Origin of the sequence: Mesorhizobium sp. M7D.F.Ca.US.005.01.1.1, from assembly GCF_003952545.1 — a bacterium.
In the GTDB taxonomy this organism is placed as follows: domain Bacteria; phylum Pseudomonadota; class Alphaproteobacteria; order Rhizobiales; family Rhizobiaceae; genus Mesorhizobium; species Mesorhizobium loti.
This window is the reverse complement of the sequence record NZ_CP034453.1, coordinates 6,920,089-6,937,732: the sequence shown is the minus strand read 5'-3', so window position 1 is coordinate 6,937,732 and position 17,644 is coordinate 6,920,089. Positions and strand designations below refer to the sequence as shown.

17 protein-coding genes and 1 pseudogene are annotated in these 17,644 nt (G+C 63.1%); 15 read left to right on the top strand and 3 right to left on the bottom strand.

Going from position 1 to position 17,644, the window contains the following annotated elements:
• Nucleotides 1-74: 74 nt before the first annotated feature.
• Together EJ076_RS33750 and EJ076_RS33745 are read left to right on the top strand one after the other, a co-directional pair.
• Nucleotides 75-863: a 3-hydroxybutyrate dehydrogenase gene (locus tag EJ076_RS33750; RefSeq protein WP_126070778.1), complete on the top strand. Its 789-nt coding sequence runs from the start codon at nt 75-77 to the stop codon at nt 861-863.
• Between the two features lie 72 nt (nt 864-935).
• Complete coding sequence (locus tag EJ076_RS33745; RefSeq protein WP_126070777.1) at nt 936-1,700, top strand: phosphodiesterase; 765 nt, start codon at nt 936-938, stop codon at nt 1,698-1,700.
• Between the two features lie 63 nt (nt 1,701-1,763).
• Here the strand turns inward: EJ076_RS33745 and EJ076_RS33740 are convergent, their stop codons facing one another.
• Nucleotides 1,764-2,819: an acyl carrier protein gene (locus EJ076_RS33740; protein WP_126070776.1), complete on the bottom strand. Its 1,056-nt coding sequence runs from the start codon at nt 2,817-2,819 to the stop codon at nt 1,764-1,766.
• A gap of 308 nt (nt 2,820-3,127) precedes the next feature.
• Between EJ076_RS33740 and EJ076_RS33735 the strand changes: the two genes are divergently transcribed.
• The 9 genes and pseudogenes from EJ076_RS33735 to EJ076_RS33700 all read left to right on the top strand — a co-directional run bounded on the left by EJ076_RS33735 (nt 3,128) and on the right by EJ076_RS33700 (nt 13,332).
• Complete coding sequence (locus EJ076_RS33735; protein ID WP_126070775.1) at nt 3,128-4,456, top strand: NAD(P)H-dependent oxidoreductase; 1,329 nt, start codon at nt 3,128-3,130, stop codon at nt 4,454-4,456.
• Between the two features lie 2 nt (nt 4,457-4,458).
• Nucleotides 4,459-5,487, top strand: coding sequence for a thiamine pyrophosphate-dependent dehydrogenase E1 component subunit alpha (locus tag EJ076_RS33730; RefSeq protein WP_109665283.1), 1,029 nt, complete (start codon nt 4,459-4,461; stop codon nt 5,485-5,487).
• Nucleotides 5,487-6,485 carry an alpha-ketoacid dehydrogenase subunit beta gene (locus EJ076_RS33725; RefSeq protein ID WP_126070774.1) on the top strand — a complete coding sequence of 333 codons (999 nt, stop codon included), beginning with the start codon at nt 5,487-5,489 and terminating at the stop codon, nt 6,483-6,485. The genes EJ076_RS33730 and EJ076_RS33725 overlap by 1 nt, the downstream gene beginning before the upstream one ends.
• 3 nt (nt 6,486-6,488) lie before the next feature.
• Nucleotides 6,489-7,882, top strand: a pseudogene (locus EJ076_RS33720) (pyruvate dehydrogenase complex dihydrolipoamide acetyltransferase).
• 269 nt (nt 7,883-8,151) lie between these two features.
• The gene (locus EJ076_RS33715; protein ID WP_126070773.1) at nt 8,152-9,138 is read left to right on the top strand and encodes an ABC transporter substrate-binding protein; all 987 of its coding nucleotides are present in this window, start codon (nt 8,152-8,154) and stop codon (nt 9,136-9,138) included.
• Between the two features lie 90 nt (nt 9,139-9,228).
• Nucleotides 9,229-10,932 (top strand): iron ABC transporter permease, encoded by a 1,704-nt coding sequence (locus EJ076_RS33710; RefSeq protein WP_126070772.1) that lies wholly within the window; start codon nt 9,229-9,231, stop codon nt 10,930-10,932.
• Nucleotides 10,920-11,999 (top strand): ABC transporter ATP-binding protein, encoded by a 1,080-nt coding sequence (locus EJ076_RS33705; RefSeq protein WP_126070771.1) that lies wholly within the window; start codon nt 10,920-10,922, stop codon nt 11,997-11,999. The genes EJ076_RS33710 and EJ076_RS33705 overlap by 13 nt, the downstream gene beginning before the upstream one ends.
• Nucleotides 11,999-12,175 (top strand): hypothetical protein, encoded by a 177-nt coding sequence (locus EJ076_RS35390; protein WP_164548514.1) that lies wholly within the window; start codon nt 11,999-12,001, stop codon nt 12,173-12,175. Before EJ076_RS33705 ends, EJ076_RS35390 begins: the two co-directional genes overlap by 1 nt.
• 32 nt (nt 12,176-12,207) lie before the next feature.
• Nucleotides 12,208-13,332: a DUF930 domain-containing protein gene (locus EJ076_RS33700; RefSeq protein ID WP_126070770.1), complete on the top strand. Its 1,125-nt coding sequence runs from the start codon at nt 12,208-12,210 to the stop codon at nt 13,330-13,332.
• Between the two features lie 4 nt (nt 13,333-13,336).
• Here the strand turns inward: EJ076_RS33700 and EJ076_RS33695 are convergent, their stop codons facing one another.
• Both EJ076_RS33695 and EJ076_RS33690 read right to left on the bottom strand, forming a co-directional pair.
• Entirely contained in the window at nt 13,337-14,011 is a 675-nt protein-coding gene (locus tag EJ076_RS33695) for an HAD family phosphatase (RefSeq protein WP_126070769.1), read from the bottom strand.
• A gap of 97 nt (nt 14,012-14,108) precedes the next feature.
• Nucleotides 14,109-14,750: a hypothetical protein gene (locus EJ076_RS33690; RefSeq protein ID WP_109671575.1), complete on the bottom strand. Its 642-nt coding sequence runs from the start codon at nt 14,748-14,750 to the stop codon at nt 14,109-14,111.
• Between the two features lie 195 nt (nt 14,751-14,945).
• On the opposite strand from EJ076_RS33690, the gene EJ076_RS33685 reads away from it, so the two are divergent.
• The 4 genes from EJ076_RS33685 to EJ076_RS33670 are packed head-to-tail and all read left to right on the top strand — an operon-like array spanning nt 14,946 to nt 17,634.
• Nucleotides 14,946-15,383, top strand: a complete 438-nt coding sequence (locus EJ076_RS33685; RefSeq protein WP_023757337.1) for a transcriptional regulator GutM — start codon at nt 14,946-14,948, stop codon at nt 15,381-15,383.
• A gap of 60 nt (nt 15,384-15,443) precedes the next feature.
• Nucleotides 15,444-16,205: a PTS glucitol/sorbitol transporter subunit IIC gene (locus EJ076_RS33680; RefSeq protein WP_013529328.1), complete on the top strand. Its 762-nt coding sequence runs from the start codon at nt 15,444-15,446 to the stop codon at nt 16,203-16,205.
• Between the two features lie 16 nt (nt 16,206-16,221).
• On the top strand, nt 16,222-17,226 hold the full coding sequence (locus tag EJ076_RS33675) for a PTS glucitol/sorbitol transporter subunit IIB (protein ID WP_126070768.1): 1,005 nt from the start codon (nt 16,222-16,224) through the stop codon (nt 17,224-17,226).
• A gap of 27 nt (nt 17,227-17,253) precedes the next feature.
• The gene (locus EJ076_RS33670) at nt 17,254-17,634 is read left to right on the top strand and encodes a PTS glucitol/sorbitol transporter subunit IIA (protein ID WP_109671577.1); all 381 of its coding nucleotides are present in this window, start codon (nt 17,254-17,256) and stop codon (nt 17,632-17,634) included.
• Nucleotides 17,635-17,644: the final 10 nt, after the last annotated feature.

Genomic DNA, 17,644 nt, shown 5'->3' with positions numbered 1-17,644 from the left:
TATGACCGTGGCAGTGTCATGGTGCGGCGCACAAGCCGCCACGTTCATTCCCTCCTACCTCCTGCGAGATCATCATGGGTTTCCTGTCTTCAAAGAACGCGCTCGTCACCGGCTCGACCAGTGGCATTGGCCTGGCCATCGCCCGCGCCTTCGCCGCCGAAGGCGCCAACGTCACCATCAACGGTCTCGGCGACGCGGCTGCCATCGAGCAGGAGCGGGCCGGCATCGAGAAGGATTTCGGCGTCAAGTGCCGTTACTCCGATGCCAACATGATGGACGGCGCGGCGGTGAGCGCCATGGTGCACGAGGCTGAGGCAGCGTTCGGCAGTCTCGACATCCTGGTCAACAATGCCGGCATCCAGCATGTCGCGCCGATCGAGGAGTTTCCAGACGACAGGTGGGAAGCCATCATCCGCATCAACCTGCTCGCGGCGTTCTACGCCATCAAGGCTGCACTCCCCGGCATGAAGGCGCGCAAATGGGGCCGCATCATCAACACGGCTTCAGCGCATGCGCTGGTCGCCTCGCCGTTCAAGTCCGCCTATGTGTCGGCCAAGCACGGCATATCAGGCCTGACCAAGACGGTGGCGCTGGAAGCGGCGCTCGACGGCGTCACCGTCAACGCGATCGCGCCAGGCTATGTCTGGACGCCACTGGTCGAAAGGCAGATCCCGGACACGATGAAGGCGCGCGGCATGACCGAGGAACAGGTCAAGCATGACGTGCTGCTCGCCGCACAGCCGACCAAGGAATTCGTTACCGTCGACGAGCTTGCGGCGCTGACGCTGTTCCTGTGCTCGGACTCAGCCAAGCAGATCACCGGCACGACCCTGCCGATGGACGGCGGCTGGACGGCACAGTAAAGCGGAGTCGAGGCGTTTCGTTTGCCGGCTGATGTCGCGCCGCGCCAGCAAGAAGGCATTCCGAGTAGGGTCATGAAAATCATCCAGGTCTCCGATCCGCATCTGATGACACCGGGCGGTCTTCTGTACGGTTCCGATCCGCTCTCCAGGCTGGACGCCTGCCTTGCCGACATAAGCCGCAACCATGCCGATGCCGAATTGGTGGTGATTTCCGGCGACTTGACCAATGACGGCGAACGGGCCGCCTACGTTGCGCTGAAGGAAAGACTGGCGGGGTTCGTTCCGCCTTGCCGACTGATGCTCGGCAATCATGACGACCGAGCGCTGTTTGTCGAGATGTTCCCGAAAGCTGCCACCGAGCGCGGTTTCGTCCAGAGCGTTGTCGAGACAAGCGAGGGTCGCCTGATCCTGCTCGACACGCTGGACAGCGGCCATGTCGAGGGCAGGCTTTGCGACGCGCGCCTGCGCTGGCTGGGCGAGAGACTGGAAGAGGCGCGCGACTGGCCGGCCTTCCTGTTCATGCACCATCCGCCGTTCAGGATTCACATCCCCGAACTTGACCGGGTCATGCTCACTGACGCCGATGCGTTGCACGATGTCCTGCTGCGTCACGGCAATGTCCGTCATATCTTCGCCGGACATGTCCATCGGCTGATCGCCGGCAGTTGGCGCGGCATTCCCGTCAGCACGCTACGCAGCACCAACCATCAGACCGCGCTCGATTTTTCGAACAGCTGGAGCCTTGGCCACGAGCCTCCCGCCTATGCCGTGATCTTGATCGATGCGGACGGGGTGGTCGTCCATTTCCACGATTTTCCCGTCGGTGTGGCGGAATAACACCCGTTACCCACGGCACCAGCTTCTCCGGTGCGATGGACGCGACTTCTCGCTGGCCAAAACTCATTGCTGGTGCTGGACGTCGCGCGCTGCCGTGTCTCTTGCGGCGAGGAAAGCGATGATCTCAGCGTCGATCGCATCCATGTTGGCCGCACGGAACTTCTCATGCGCGCCAGGCATGACGACCGTTTTCATAGTGGCCATGTCGGATGCCCAGCCCTTGTATTGCGCCACTGTCGTGGCGCCCCATTCGGAACTGGCGAGAATGAGGATATCGCAGGGATAGGACGAGGGCACGAATCCGGCCGCTGCCTGCAAGAGCGCGCTCTTGAACGCCTTCCTGCGCAGATGTCGCCCAAGGCGCGTCTGTCCCAGGCCTAACGCGCTGAGCCCATCGCGCAACAGGCGCCAGTAGGTCACCTTGCGGGCGATCTGGCGACGCCTGCTCTCGGTCATGCGATCGTCCGGCATCGGTTTCAGCCAGGCCGAGCCGGGCGAGGGCGGATCGATGAGCACGAGCGCCGGCCGCTTGCCGGTCGCTTCATGGCTCAGCCGGCCGACCTCGATCGCCAGCAGGCCACCTGCGCATATGCCGCCAACGATGTCGGGATGCTGGCCGGTCACCGAAGTGAGTGCTTCAAAGTAGTTGGAGCTGAATTCGGCCATGCTGGAATAGGGCGTCTCGCCGGGCTCGAGCCCCATGCCGCGCACGGCCATGACGGCGTATTTCTGCTTCAGTCGCTTGCCGAAACGATTGGCGAACAGGGCCGAGCCGGAAATGCCATGGATCATGGCGATCGGCTCATGGCCGACATTGCCCGACACCGGCACGATCAGTTGACGGGCAGGATGGACCGGCACCAGCGCTGCGATCAGCCGGCCGAACTCGCGCGGTGTCTGCGCCCCGAGCAGGACAGAGGTCTGCAACTTGACGCCGAACCGCTTCTGCACGGCTAGTACCAAAGTCTCGGCCGTCAGCGAGTCGCCGCCGAGATCGAAGAAGTTGTCGTCGAGCTGAACCGTCGGTATTTGCAGTTCCGCGGCGAAGATGCCGGCGATCGCATGCGCCGGGCCATCGCCCGGCAGCGCGGCGGGCCGCACCCATTGTTGAACGTTCATCGGAAAGCCCCTAACCGATGCCTCTATGCGCCTTTTACGCACTGACAGTCCAGCGAACAACCCCGGCTGCCTTGTGCCGGGAGAAGCGGCGTCAAATCGCCTGACTTCTATGGGGTTCATCCGGGCCTGCGGTGAACCGCTTGACTGCGCGACATCAGGCTTTGCCCAGCGCTTTTTCGCCCCCGCCCGGGCTGCCGGGAAAGTGCCCTAAATGCGCACGGATTTGGACATTAGTCTTGACAGAAATACAGATGTTCAATACCCGTCAAGCAATTGAACAAGCCTGCAATGTGGGAGGAATAAGCGGTATGGCTTCCAATGTTTCGTTGACGGGTCTTGCCCGCGATCTCGAGGAACGCGCCAAGTCGGGCAAGCCTATCCGCATCGGCCTGATCGGCTCCGGCGAGATGGGAACCGACATCGTCACCCGCGTCGCCCATATGTCAGGCATCGAGATCGGCGCCATTTCCGAACTGAACCTGCCCGCGGCCAGCAAGGCGGTCGATATCGCCTTCCAGGAAACCGGGCATGCGCGCGAAGTCTCGAACGCGTCGGCGATGACGGCGGCGATGGAGGCTGGCAAGGTGGCGGTCACCAATGATGCCAGCCTGGTCATCAACAATGATCTGATCGACGTCGTCATCGACGCCACCGGTGTTCCCGCCGTCGGCGCGGAGATCGGGCTGCGCGCCATGGAACATGGCAAGCACCTGGTGATGATGAATGTCGAGGCCGATGTCACCATCGGCGCCTATCTGAAGAGCGAGGCCGACCGGCTCGGCGTCACCTATTCGCTGGGCGCCGGCGATGAGCCGTCTTCCTGCATGGAGCTGATCGAGTTCGTCTCGGCCATGGGGCATCCGATCGTTGCTGCCGGCAAGGGCAAGAACAATCCGCTCAACATCGACGCCATTCCCCCCGACTATGAGGAGGAAGCCAAGCGCCGGCACATGAATGTGCGCATGCTGGTCGAATTCGTCGATGGCTCCAAGACCATGGTCGAGATGGCGGCGATCGCCAATGCCACCGGGCTGGTTCCCGACAAGGCCGGCATGCATGGCCCGGCGGCGACGCTTGGCGAGTTGTCCAAGGTGCTGGTGCCGCAGAAGGATGGCGGCGTGCTGTCGAAGGTTGGCGTTGTCGACTATTCGATCGGCAAGGGTGTCGCGCCCGGCGTCTTCGTCGTCGCCGACATGTCGCATCCGCGCATCTCGGAGCGCATGGAAGATCTGAAGATGGGCAAAGGCCCGTACTTCACCTTCCACCGTCCCTATCATCTGACCTCACTGGAGGTGCCGCTGACCTGCGCCCGCGTCGTGCTCTACGGCAAGGCCGACATGGTGCCGCTGGCGAAGCCCGTGGCAGAGGTCTGCGCGGTGGCCAAGAAGGACATGAAGCCGGGCGAGAAGCTCGATGCGATCGGCGAATATTGCTACCGCGCCTGGATCATGACGACGCCGGAGGCGCGCGCCGCCAAGGCCATTCCCTGCGGCCTGCTGCAGGGCGGCTCGGTCACCCAGCCGATCAAGAAGGGCGAGCTCATCACCTATGCGAATGCCGCTCCCGCAGCGGGCTCCAAGATCGCCGAACTGCGCGCGCGCCAGGACAAGCTCGTCTACGGGTCCGTGGGAGCGTGATCATGGCCGGAGCCAGCAAAGCCGTCACTGATAGTCGCGCCAATCTGCCCTTCGTCTACCGCCAGTACAGCGCCGAGCAGCTCAGGCAGGTGCTCTACAAGATGTACCTCATCCGCCGCTTCGAAGAGGGCGCGGAGGAGTGCTACACGCGCGGCCTCATCCACGGCACTATGCACCTGTCGATCGGCCAGGAAGCCAGCGCCATGGGCATCTGCATGCCGCTTGCCGAGGATGACCAGATCACCTCGACGCATCGCGGCCATGGCCACTGCATCGCCAAGGGCGCCGAGGTCAAGCGCATGTTCGCTGAGTTCTTCGGCAAGACCACCGGTTACTGCAAGGGCCGTGGCGGCTCGATGCATATCGCCGATGTCGGCAAGGGCAATCTCGGCGCCAACGGCATCGTCGGCGGCGGCATCCCGATCGCCGTCGGGGCGGCACTGTCCTCCAAGATGATGAAGACCGGCAAAGTCGTGGTCTCGTTCTTCGGCGATGGCGCCAACAATGAAGGCGCCTTCCACGAGGCGCTGAACATGGCCGCGATCTGGAAGCTGCCGGTGATCTTCGTCTGCGAGAACAACGGCTACGGCATGTCGACATCGACGGCCCGCTCGACCGCCGTCAAGAATATCGCCGAACGCGCCGCCGCCTATTCGATGCCGGGCGTCATCGTCAACGGCAACATCTTCTCCGAGGTCGCCGAGGCGTCGCATCAGGCTGTCGCCCGAGCCCGCGCGGGCGAGGGGCCGACGCTGATCGAATCCAAGACCTATCGCCATAGGGGCCATTCCAAGAGCGACCGCAACCGCTATCGCACCAAGGAGGAGATCGAGGACTGGATGTCGAATCGCGACCCGATCACCCTGTTTGAAAGCGAGCTCAGGGAATTCGGCTTCATCGACAACAAGGGCATCGAAGCCATTCGCGACGCCGTGGCGCAAGAGATCGCCGACGGCATCGAGTTCGCCAAGGCGAGCCCGTCGCCTGACGTTCGCGACACGGGCAATTATGTCTATACGGAGCAGGCGTGATGGACGCGATGGTGCGTGAACTGAGCTACGCCCAGGCGATCCAGGAGGCCATGGCGATCGCCATGGACATGGACGAACGCGTCTTCCTGATGGGCGAGGATATCGGCGTCTATGGCGGCGCCTTCCAGGTGACCGGCGATCTGGTCGAGCGTTTCGGCACCGAGCGGGTAATCGACACGCCGATTTCGGAGTTGGGCGGGGCGGGCGTCGCCGTCGGTGCTGCGCTGACCGGCATGCGGCCGATCTTCGAATTCCAGTTTTCCGATTTCGCCACGCTGGCCATGGAGCAGATCGTCAACCAGGCGGCCAAGATGCGCTTCATGCTGGGCGGCGAGGTTTCGGTTCCCGTGGTGATGCGCTTTCCCGCCGGTTCCGGCACCGGTGCGGCGGCCCAGCACAGCCAGAGCCTGGAAGCCTGGCTCGGCCATGTGCCGGGCCTGAAAGTCATCCAGCCGGCGACGCCCTATGATGCCAAAGGCATGCTTTTGGCGGCGGTCGCCGATCCCGATCCGGTGATGATCTTCGAGCACAAGCTGCTCTACAAGATGAAAGGCCCGGTGCCCGAAGGCTATTACACCGTGCCGATCGGCAAGGCCGATATCCGCCGCGAGGGCCGGGATCTGACCATCGTCGCCACCTCGATCATGGTGCAGAAGGCGCTCGACGCCGCTGCCGCGCTGGAGAGCGAAGGCATCGACGTCGAAGTCGTCGATCTCAGAACCATCAGGCCGATGGACAAGCAGACCGTCATCGACAGCGTCAAGAAGACGTCGAGGTTGATGTGCGTCTACGAAGCGGTCAAGACGCTGGGCATTGGCGCCGAGGTCAGCGCCATGATCGCCGAGAGCGAGGCGTTCGACTATCTCGATGCGCCGATCGTGCGGCTGGGCGGCGCCGAGACGCCGATCCCCTACAATCCGGAACTCGAGAAAGCGACGGTGCCGCAAATTCCCGACATCATCACTGCCGCGCGCGACCTCGTGAAAGGGGTCCGCTGACCCATGCCGACCGAAGTCATTCTTCCCAAGGTCGACATGGACATGGCGACCGGACAGATCTCACGCTGGTTTGCCGAGGAAGGCGCGCACGTCAAGAAGGGCGATGTGCTGTTCGAGATCGAAACCGACAAGGCGGCGATGGAGATCGACGCGCCGGCCAGCGGCGTCTTGCGCGACGTCACTGGCAAAGAGGGGGTAGACATTGCTGTCGGTGCTGCCGTGGCGTGGATTTATGCCGACGGTGAAAGCTATGCGCCAATCTCCCCCCTCGAGGGGGAGATGTCGGCGAAGTCGACAGAGGGGGTCGCTTCAGAAGGCACTGCCTTTGCGCCGAGTCCGGTCGAACCGACCCCACCCGACCGGCCCTTGGCCGGCCACCCTCCCCTCAAGGGGGAGGGGGAAACCCGCGCGACACCTTTGGCGCGGCGCCTTGCCCGTGAGGCGGGCATCGTTCTTTCCAACATATCAGGCACAGGCCCATACGGCCGCGTGGTCAAGGCGGACATCGACGCCGCACTTTCCTCCCCCCTTGAGGGGGAGGTGTCCGCGAAACGGACGGAGGGGGTCGCCTCAGAAGGCACCACCTTCGCGCCGAGCCCAGTCGAAACGACCCCACCCGACCGGCCCTTGGCCGGCCACCCTCCCCTCAAGGGGAGGGGGACGTCCTGCGCTTGTTCGAGGCTGGCTCCTATGACCTCGTCCCGCATGACAATATGCGCAAGACCATTGCGCGCCGGCTGGTCGAGGCCAAGACCACCATCCCGCATTTCTACCTGACGCTCGACTGTGAGCTCGATGCGCTGCTGGCGCTGCGCACGCAGATCAATGCGGCAGCGCCAGTGAAGAAGACCGACAAGGGCGACGCACCCGCCTACAAGCTGTCGGTCAACGACATGGTCATCAAGGCGATGGCGCTGGCGCTGAAGGCGGTGCCCGATGCCAATGCGTCATGGACCGAAAGCGCCATGGTCAAGCACAAGCATGCCGATGTCGGCGTTGCCGTGTCGATCCCCGGTGGGCTGATCACGCCGATTATCCGCAAGGCGGACGAAAAGACGCTGTCCACCATCTCCAACGAGATGAAGGATCTGGCCAGCCGCGCGCGCAGCCGCAAGCTGAAGCCGGAAGAGTATCAGGGCGGCACCACGGCGGTGTCCAATCTCGGCATGTTCGGCATCAAGGATTTTGCCGCAGTCATCAACCCGCCGCATGCGACCATCCTGGCGGTCGGTGCCGGCGAGGAGCGGGCAGTGGTCAAGAACGGCGAGATCAAGATCGCCACCGTGATGTCGGTGACGCTGTCGACCGACCACCGCGCCGTCGACGGTGCGCTTGGTGCAGAACTGCTGGTCGCCTTCAAGCGGCTGATCGAGAACCCGATGGGCATGCTGGTCTAGGACCTGTCGAGGCCGCGAAACCCTCGGGTGAGGGCGGGGCCAGATGCATCGAAGGATCGCCAGCCCGCCAGAGGGCCATGAGGCTCGTGGAACGCCGGTTCCGCGGGCCATAATTGTTCTGCCGTGAGAGCGTTTCGCGCGAAGCTGTTGCCTGATCGGGTCGCGCATGCGCACTGTCATCCACCAGTCATATGCACCGTGCAGGGAGGAAGGGACGGGGAGCCGGCCGAGAGCCGGACCGGTCATGCACAGACAAGACAGGAGGTCTCATGAAGACGCACTTCATCAAGCTGCTGGCCAGCCAGCTGGCGCTCGCGGCAACTTTGTTTGCCGGCGCGGCAAGCGCCGAAACACTGACGCTCTATACGTCCCAGCCGGAGGCCGACGCGGCCAAGACCGTGGACGCCTTCAAGAAGGCGCAGCCCGGCATCGACGTGACCATCTATCGCTCGGGAACCAGCGACATCCTGACCAAGATGGCTGCCGAGTTCGCCGCCGGCAGCCCGCAGCCCGATGTGCTTTTGATCGCCGACGCGGTCTCGATGGAGCTGTTGAAGAAGGACGACCGGCTGCTGCCCTATCCCGAGGCCAAGCTCGACGGCATCGAGGCGGATGCCTATGACGTCGGCAAGACCTATTTCGGCAGCAAGCTGATCACCACCGGCATCGTCTACAACACCGCGGCTGCTGAAAAGCCGGAGCATTGGGCCGATCTCGCCAAGCCGGCCTATGCCGATGGCCTCGTCATGCCGAGCCCGCTCTATTCGGGTGCGGCCGCCTACCTGCTTTCGGGCTTTGTCGGCGACACCAATTATGGCTGGGATTTCTTTCAGAAACTCAAGACCAACAACACCGTCAGCGTGCGCGGCAATGGCGCCGTGCTGAAGTCGGTGGCATCAGGCGAGAAGCCCTATGGCATCCTCGTCGACTTCATGGCTATGAACGCCAAGAAGAAGGGCTCGCCGGTCGAGTTCGTGTTCCCCAGCGAAGGCGTGCCGGCGGTAACCGAGCCGGTCGCCATCATGAAGACGGCCAAGAATGTCGACGGCGCCAAGAAGTTCGTCGACTTCATTCTCTCGGATGAGGGCCAGAAGCTGGCGCTGTCGATGGGCTATCTGCCGGCGCGCGCCTCGGTCGGCCGCCCCGAATGGCTGCCGGAAGGCGTCAAGGTCAAGGTGATGCCGTTCGACACCAAGGCAATCGTTGCCACGACCGACGCCGACAAGGCGAAGTTCTCGGACCTGTTCGGCGGCTGAGACGGCAATCCCGGCGGGATGCCGTCCCAGCGGCATCCCTGACCGGCAAAACCCGATCGCATCGGCTGATCGATCCCAGGAAACGCAATCATGTCAACACGGATCAGGGAAAGCCGGGGGCAGGAAATGGCCCTGACGGCGGCGGTAACCGTCGTCATCGTCCTGCTATCCCTGCTGCCGGTGCTGCGTCTTATCAAGGAGATCGTGGCACCTGGCGGCACGCTGTCGACCGTCGCGATAAAGGCCGGGCTCGCCAGTCCTGCAACCTGGATCGCAACCTGGCATACGCTGGTCGTCGGCGTTGGCGGCACCCTGCTTGCGGTGCTGTCGGGAACGCTGGTGGCCGTCCTCATCACGCTGACCGACATACGCAGCCGCAGCGCCCTGGTGCTTTGCTATGTCATGCCATTGATGATCGCGCCGCAGGTGACGGCGCTGGCCTGGCTGCAATTGTTCGGCCCGGCAAGCCCGTTCCTGAAGCTCTTTGGCGCAGCACCGCCACTCGGCACCAAAAACCCGCTCTATTCCACGTCAGGCATCATCCTGCTGCTCGGCGTGCAGTATGGTCCGCTGGTCTTCCTGCTGGTGCGCGCCGGCCTGCGCAAGCTGCCGCGTGAACTGGTCGAGGCGGCGCGCGCCGGCGGCGCCGGCTGGTTCACCGTGCTGGTGACCATCGTGCTGCCGTTGATGACACCGTCGATCATGGCGGCCGCCGCACTCGCCTTCGTCTCCTGCGTCGGCAATTTCGGCATTCCGGCCTTTCTCGGCATTCCCGCCAATTATCTGGTGCTGCCAACCTTGATCTATCAACGGCTGGCAGGCGGTGGCCCCGCCGTGCTCGGCGAAACCGCGTTCCTGTCGGTGCTGATCGGTGTCATTGCCATGGCGGGCATCCTTGCCCAGGAGGTCATGAGCCGCCGCCGCGACTATCGCATCAGCTCCTCCTCGCTGGCGGCCGAACCCTATGAACTCGGCCGCTGGCGGCCCACCGTCCAGGCCGGCATGTGGCTGCTGATCGTGGTGGTGCTGTTGCTGCCGCTGTTCGGGCTGGTGTTGACATCGCTGGTGCCTGGCTACGGCATTGCGCTCACCGCCACGACGGCGACGCTCGATAATTATCGCTTCGTGCTGTTCGAGCATGACGCGGCCAGCCGCGCCTTCTTCAACAGCTTCTGGCTGTCGATCGCGGCGGCCTTCTTCGCGGTCCTCGTCGCCGTGCCGATCGGCTATCTGATCGCCTGGGGCAAGCAGCGCTGGGTGCGGCTGCTCAATCTGTCGGTCGAACTGCCCTATGCCTTGCCTGGTGTGGTGCTGGCGATCGCCTCGCTACTGCTGTTCCTGCGGCCAATCCCGCTGATCGGCATCCAGCTCTACAACACCGTCTGGATCATCCTCTACGCCTATCTTGCCCGCTTCCTGGTGCTGGCGCTGCGGCCGACCATCAGCGGCTATCACCAGATCGATCGGGCGCTGGAGGAAGCAGCGCAAATGGCAGGCGCCGGGCTGTTCACGCGCATGCGCACCATCATCTTCCCGCTCGTCGCGCCGGCGGCGATCGCCGGTGGCCTGCTGATCTTCATGACGGCGCTCAGCGAGCTCACGGTTTCGGCGCTGCTGTGGTCGTCGGGCTCGGAAACGATCGGCGTGGTGATGTTTTCCTTCGAGCAGGGCGGCGATTCCAACTACGCAGCGGCGATGTCCGTCATCACTGTCGCGGTCACCTTCGTGCTGATGCTGGTGACCAATCTGCTTGCCCCCTACCTTCCCAGCGGAGTGCTGCCATGGCGCGATTGAGCCTGGACAATGTGACCAAGAGCTTCGCCAATTTCGATGCCGTCAAGGACGTGTCGATCGATGTCGGCGACGGCGAGTTCCTGGCGGTGCTCGGCCCCTCCGGTTGCGGCAAGACGACGTTGCTGCGGCTGGTGGCCGGATTCGAGAAAGTGACGTCAGGCGAAATCCGCATCGGCAGCGAGGTCGTATCGGGCAAGGGCGGCAGCGTTGCGCCGGAAAAGCGGCGGGTCGGCATCGTCTTCCAGAATTATGCGTTGTGGCCGCACATGACGGTCGCCGAGAACATCGGCTATTCGCTGAAGGTCGCGAGGCTGGACAAGGCGGTCGCGCGCCAGAAGGTCGAAGATGCCCTCGCCCTGGTCAATCTGCAAGGGCTGGGCGACCGTCGGCCGGCCAATCTTTCCGGCGGCCAGCGCCAGCGCGTGGCGCTGGCGCGCTGCCTTGTCGCCACGCCCTCGCTGGTGCTGTTCGACGAGCCGCTCGCCAATCTCGACGTGCATCTCAGGGCCTCGATGGAGGACGAGTTCGCGTCCTTCCACAAGCGCACCGGCACGACCATCGTCTACATCACCCATGATCAGGCCGAGGCAATGGCGCTGGCCGATCGGATCGCAGTTATGGACAGCGGGCGTCTCGCCCAGCTGGCAACGCCGCGTGAACTCTATCATGAGCCGGCAAATGAAATGGTGGCGTCCTTCATTTCGCAAGGGATTTTGCTGCCCGCCGATGTGCTGAGCGCGGAGCAGGCGGGCCACTGCAAGGTCCGGGTTCTCGGCGCGGAGCTGGTTGTCCGCTGCCGGCCTGGCGAGCGGCCGCGCGCTGGGGCAAATATCTGCTGCCGGTCGGCCGATCTCGACGTGTCGCCGGATGGCCCCGGCTTCGATGGCCTGGTCAAGCGGGTGATCTACCAAGGCGGCTCGGCGCGCATCGAATTCACGCCTTCGACCAGTCCCGACCTTACCTTGCATTTCGAACAGCCCGACCCGGTCGTGCTGGAGAGCGGAGCCAGGGCGCGTCTGCGGATACGGTCCGGCTGGCTGATCCCGGCGGCGGGGGCAGCATCGTGATGATGCTCGGTCTGCTCGGTGGTTTTGGGGAAAAGGGCCGCACCAGCCTCGCTGTCAGCAGCGGCAACGACCGCATCCTGCTCGACGTCGGCCTCGGTAACACGGCCCTGCGCGTGGTGATCCAGATCACCAACCTGTCAGCGGCTAAATTGCGCCAATCCAGTGCTTATGCTTGAAGCCGCCGCCATTTCATTCCACATCGGTCAGGATGAAGGGCAAGACAGGAGAACGGCGTCGGAATCTGTTGTGGGGCTTGCCCGCATCGCTGATCATGCATGCGCTCATCGTAGCGCTCGTGGTCTACGGCCTGCGGAGTCCTCCTCAACAGCCGCAGGAGGAGCAGCCGGTCAATGTCGCGCTCGTGCCTGCGTCCGATCAGCCAAAACCGAAACCAGCTCCTGCACCACCGCCAAAGGAACCCAAAACCGAAAAGCCGCCGGAACCGAAGGTTGAAAAACCGCCCGAGCAGAAGGTTGAAAAGCCACCTCCGCCAGAAAAGCAGCCGCAGAAGCCGTCGCCAATCGAGGTGCTGAAACCTGTTTTTCAGTTCGGCGAGAAGGATACCGGCCCGAGGAAATCCCTGGATGGGGACAGCGCTCAGGACAACTCGCCATCACCGACCAAGGATGACGCGTCGAAGCCGCCTGTCGTGCCGAAGCAGACAGAGAACAAATCGGCCGAGCCCACACAGGATGCGGAGAAGCAGGAAACTCCGATCCAGGAGATGGACAAACAGCAGGCAGACAAACAAGAGGCGGAAGCGCACGACGCCGACAAACAAGAGCCGGAAGCGTCACCAACGCCATTGGCTGCCGGCGAAGGTGAGATCGAGCTTCCCACGTCGGCAGAAGCGCCGAAGCCCAAACCCGCAAATACGCCGAAACCCGGCCCGTCAAAGGTCTCGAAATCCGGAAGCGGGGGCGCCGGGAAGCCAAGCTCGAAGGAGGTGGCCGTTGCCAAGTCGCGGACTTACTCCGGACTTCCGGGTGTTCACAGACTCTATTCGCAAGGCGCGACCGGCGATGCGTCGGCCACGACTTCGATGGCCGGTGTGCCTCGCGGCAAACGGGCAGCCCAACTTTGTGCCAGCGCGTTGCAGCAGCAATTGCTGGACGCCTCCTATTTCCCCGAGTTGATCCCAAGTGTTCCGCTGAAGGCCGGCAATATCCTTGACGCTCCGGATGTCGCCTTCCGCACCACAACCACATGGTATCATCTGGGCTTCCGGTGCGAGGTCGACACCGATGCGACGAAAGTCTTGTCCTTCAACTTCCGTGTCGGGCCAGTGATCCCGCCCGACCAATGGGTCCGCCTTGGACTGCCTGTTCGCTAACAGCCTAGGCGGGGACACCGAGTCCAGCCAATTGCCGGCTAACTTCTTGCCAGTCGGCGCAGATGAAATCGGCACCGGCCGCCGTCAGCCGCGCACCGTGCTCGCGATAGGTGTGACCGCCGCCTGTGTAACCGATCGCCGTCATGCCGGCGGCGATCGCGCCCTGGATGCCGAAGGGCGAATCCTCGATGACGATGCAGTCAGCGGGGTTGGCGCCCATCTTGTCGGCCGCAAACAGGAAGATGTCCGGTGCGGGCTTTCCGTTCTTGACCATCGAGGAGCTGTAGATCGCGTCGCCGAAAAACCACGCAAGTCCGGTCACGGCCAGGCTGTGGTTTATGCGCTCGACGGAGGATGACGAGGCCACGCATCGGTCGCCCACAAGCGTCTGCAGAAACGCGGCGATGCCCAGTGTCGGCTTCAATTCTTCGGAGAACAGCGCCTTGGTCTCGGCCCAGATGTCACTGTCTGCCGCCGCCGGAAACTGGTGGCCGGTCAATTCCCTGATCTTGGCGATGATATCGGACTGCTTCATGCCGATGCATTGGGCGATGATGCTGGTGTTGACGCCGGGCATGCCGTGTTTTTCATAGACGCGCTCATAGGCCCGGGCGGCCAGAGGCTCGCTGTCGACAAGAACGCCGTCGCAATCGAAAATGATAGGCCTTGGTCGAGCCACGAGCTTCTCCATCGAGTCAATTCCGCACATCGCTATCGGCAAAAAGTCAAATGTTCAATAGCGCGGGTGTTTTGGGGAGCGCAAAGCCGGCGCGCGGTCAAAGCTGGCGCAGCGCATCGCTCGCACGGGAAGACCCGAGCGCCCGCTGCATGGCTTGCCGGGACTGTGCGCGATCCGGCGTGATCCAGTTCGGTTCGGCGCCGAGGAAGCGGTCGAGGAAGGCCACCGCATAGGCTGGCATCTCGGTCACGTTCTCGCGATAGGACCACCATGTGCGCAGGTCGTCGGCGCATTTGTCGATGCTCGGTGCGCTGCCGAATTCCTGCTCGTGGATCGCCGAAATTACCGAGACGCAGTAGTTGGTGTAGAGGAACCCTTCCGGCCAGAAGCGGACGATTTCCAGCGTGCCGGCGTTTGTTTCCGTCTCGATCAACTGAGTGAGGCCGGAGACTTCCCTGGCCGGCGCCTGTTTTATCAATTCGCGCAGCACGAGGCCGGCGGCAAAGACGATGAAGTCGGCGCGATCGATCGCGGCGAAGCGCTTCTGCGCCTCCATGATCTCGACCCAGTCGAGAAAGGCCCTGGTGAGCTTGGCCTCATCGATCTCGAAGCGCACGCCGAATGTGTCCGAGACCACCTTAGCGCTGCCGCGAAAGGTGGCGCGGAACCAGCGCAACTGCCGCAATCGATGGCGAAGGTCGGGCATCAAGGCCAGTTCGTCCCTGAAGGGCAGATCCATATTCCTCGTATCCTGTTTCCCGGTCAGGCTAGCACAACGGCGCCGTCGCCGAAATCTGTCAGCGTCCCTGTGGATGACGACAGCTAAGGCCAATATCATACATATTGACATTCTCGGAAACAAATGTTCTCACTTTGCTGTTGTCACGCGCCGGTCCAAGGTGCGGTTCAACTGAGGCTTCGGGAGGAGAACCGAATGGCGATTTGGCAGTGGGGACTGCTTCTGCTGGTTATCGTGTGGGCGTTGCAGTCGCTCGGCGTCTGGCTGCAGATGCGGCACTATTCGGATGTCTTCAGAGGCGTCACCGACCAGTACAAGGATGGCTTTGTCGGAGCCGGCAATTTTCGCGGTCGATTGGCCAAGGGCACCATCGCGCTCGTCGTGGTGACACCCGATCTGGTCGTGCGCCGCCTGATGGTGATGAGCGGCCGTTCCGTCTTCACCAAATTCAAAAGACATGAAGAGTTCGAGGGCGTTCCCCTCGATCGACTCCGGTCCAACCCTGCAATCATGGGGGAGGGGGAATCCGGTGTGGCCGAGGCCGTGAAGCGGGCGATCGAACAGATCGACAAAACACGGTCGGAGCCGGGGAAGAAGCCGGGTCTGTCCGGCTTGAACATAGCAAGGGCCTAGAGGACGAGAGGACGCCGCGCACCGACTGGGATCAACCGGCGGGCGGCATAAGGAGGAGAAATGTCTGTATTTTCGTTGTTGGCGCAGCATGCCGACATGGCCGTGCACAATCTGCATGTCGCAGGTGCCATGGTCTCGGATGCTGCATTGCATGGCAAGCTCGCCGTCGAGCATGCCTCTGACCATCTCGTTGTCCTGGCGCAAGCGGACAGCGGACCGATCACCGTCGATCAGTTCAAGGAAAAGCTGAAGGACGTCCAGCAGGAAGAGCAGCTCGGCTGGCTGACCGCCATCGGCAAGTACTTCATCGGCATCTTCCAGAAGGGTGGCGAGGTCTTCGCCGGCTTCGTCACTGGCATCATTCCGACGCTGGTGGTGCTGATGACGGCCTTCTACGCCGTCACCGAACTGGTCGGTGAAGAGCGCGTGCATGGCCTGGCGCGCGGCGCCGGCCGGATCGCACTGACGCGCTATACGCTTTTGCCGCTGCTGGCGGTGTTCTTCCTCACCAATCCGATGGCCTATACGTTCGGATCGTTCCTGGAAGAAAAGCATAAGCCGGCCTTCTATGACGCGGCCGTGTCCTATGTGCACCCGCCGCTCGGCCTGTTCCCGCACATCAATCCCGGCGAGTATTTCGTCTGGGGCGGCATCCTCGTCGCGCTGCTGGAGCTGGAGAAGAAGGGCGTCGTCGTCGCCGGTTACCACGTCAAGGTGGCGATCTGGTACGCCATCGTCGGTCTCGTCGTCATCCTGCTCAAGGGCATGCTGACCGAACGCATCACCGCCATCATGGCACGCCGCCAGGGCGTCGAGCTGTAAGGGCGGGGAGGACATCATGGCCAAGACATACAAAGCCGTAAGGATCTCCCAGGGCAAAACCGGCTGGGGTGGCCCGCTCGTCATCGAGCCGACCGAACAGCGCAGCAAGGTTGTTTCCGTCACCGGTGGTGGCATTCACCCGGTGGCGCAGCTCATCGCCGATATGACCGGCGCCGAAGCCGTCGACGGCTTCAGGGCGCCGCCGATCGAAAGCGAGATGGCGGTGGTCGTCGTCGATTGCGGCGGCACCGCACGATGCGGCGTCTATCCGCGCAAGCGCATCCCGACCGTCAATCTGACGCCGGTCGGTCAATCCGGGCCGCTGGCCCAGTTCATCACCGAGGACATCTACGTTTCGGGCGTGAAGCCGGCCAACATCACAATGGCGGACGGATCCGAAACGGTCACGACTGCAGGGGGAGCAGCAGCGATGAGTTCGAGCAACAACAATGCGGCCGCGGCACCACAGCCGCTGCCGAGCGAAGGTGGGCTGATCGGCCTCATCAGCACGATCGGCCGCGTCATGGGACGGATCGTCGGCATTTTCTTCAATGCCGGCCGCCGCACCATCGATCAGGTCATCCGCAACGTGCTGCCGTTCATGGCCTTCGTGACCATGCTCATCGGTCTGATCCTGTACACCGGCATCGGCGATGTGCTGGCGCAGCCGATGGGTCCGCTGGCCAACAACATTGTCGGCCTGCTGATCATCTCGGCGATCTGCGGTCTGCCGTTCCTGTCGCCCATCCTCGGGCCAGGCGCTGTCATCGCGCAGGTTATCGGCGTCGCCATCATCGGCCCGCAGATCGCCAACGGCACGATTTCGCCGGCGATGGCACTGCCGGCGCTGTTTGCCTACAATACCCAGGTGGGCTGCGACTTCGTCCCCGTTGGCCTGGCGCTCGGTGAGGCCAAACCTAAGACGATCGAAATCGGTGTTCCGGCGGTGCTTATCAGCCGCCAGATCATGGGCCCGGTCTCGGTGCTGATCGCCTGGGTCGTCAGCCTGATCGTGTTCTAAGACAGATACAAAAATGAGGTTCGCCATATGACGGTTCTGCTGAGAACACGGGTCACTGCCATCGGACCCGAAGTGGCGGACCTTGCCGAAGGGGGCGTGGTCATCCTGTTTGCGGATGGCTCGCCACCGGAGCTTGCCGAAGTTTCGGTGCTCCACAAGACGGAGCAGGGACCAAGTGACGGAGCGCCCGCCAAGGGCGCTTCGATCACCCTCGGCCCGGTTGCCGCAGTTATAACGGCGGTCGGTTCCAGCGCCTGGAGCAAGGTGCTCGAAATGGGCCATGTCGTCATCTCGTTCAACGGCGCCACCGAGGCCGAGAGACCGGGCGAAATCTGTGCATCGCAAGTCGATCCGCAAGCGCTCGTGGCCGCCCTGAAGACCGGCGCGATCATCACCATCGCCGCCTGACAGCATTCGC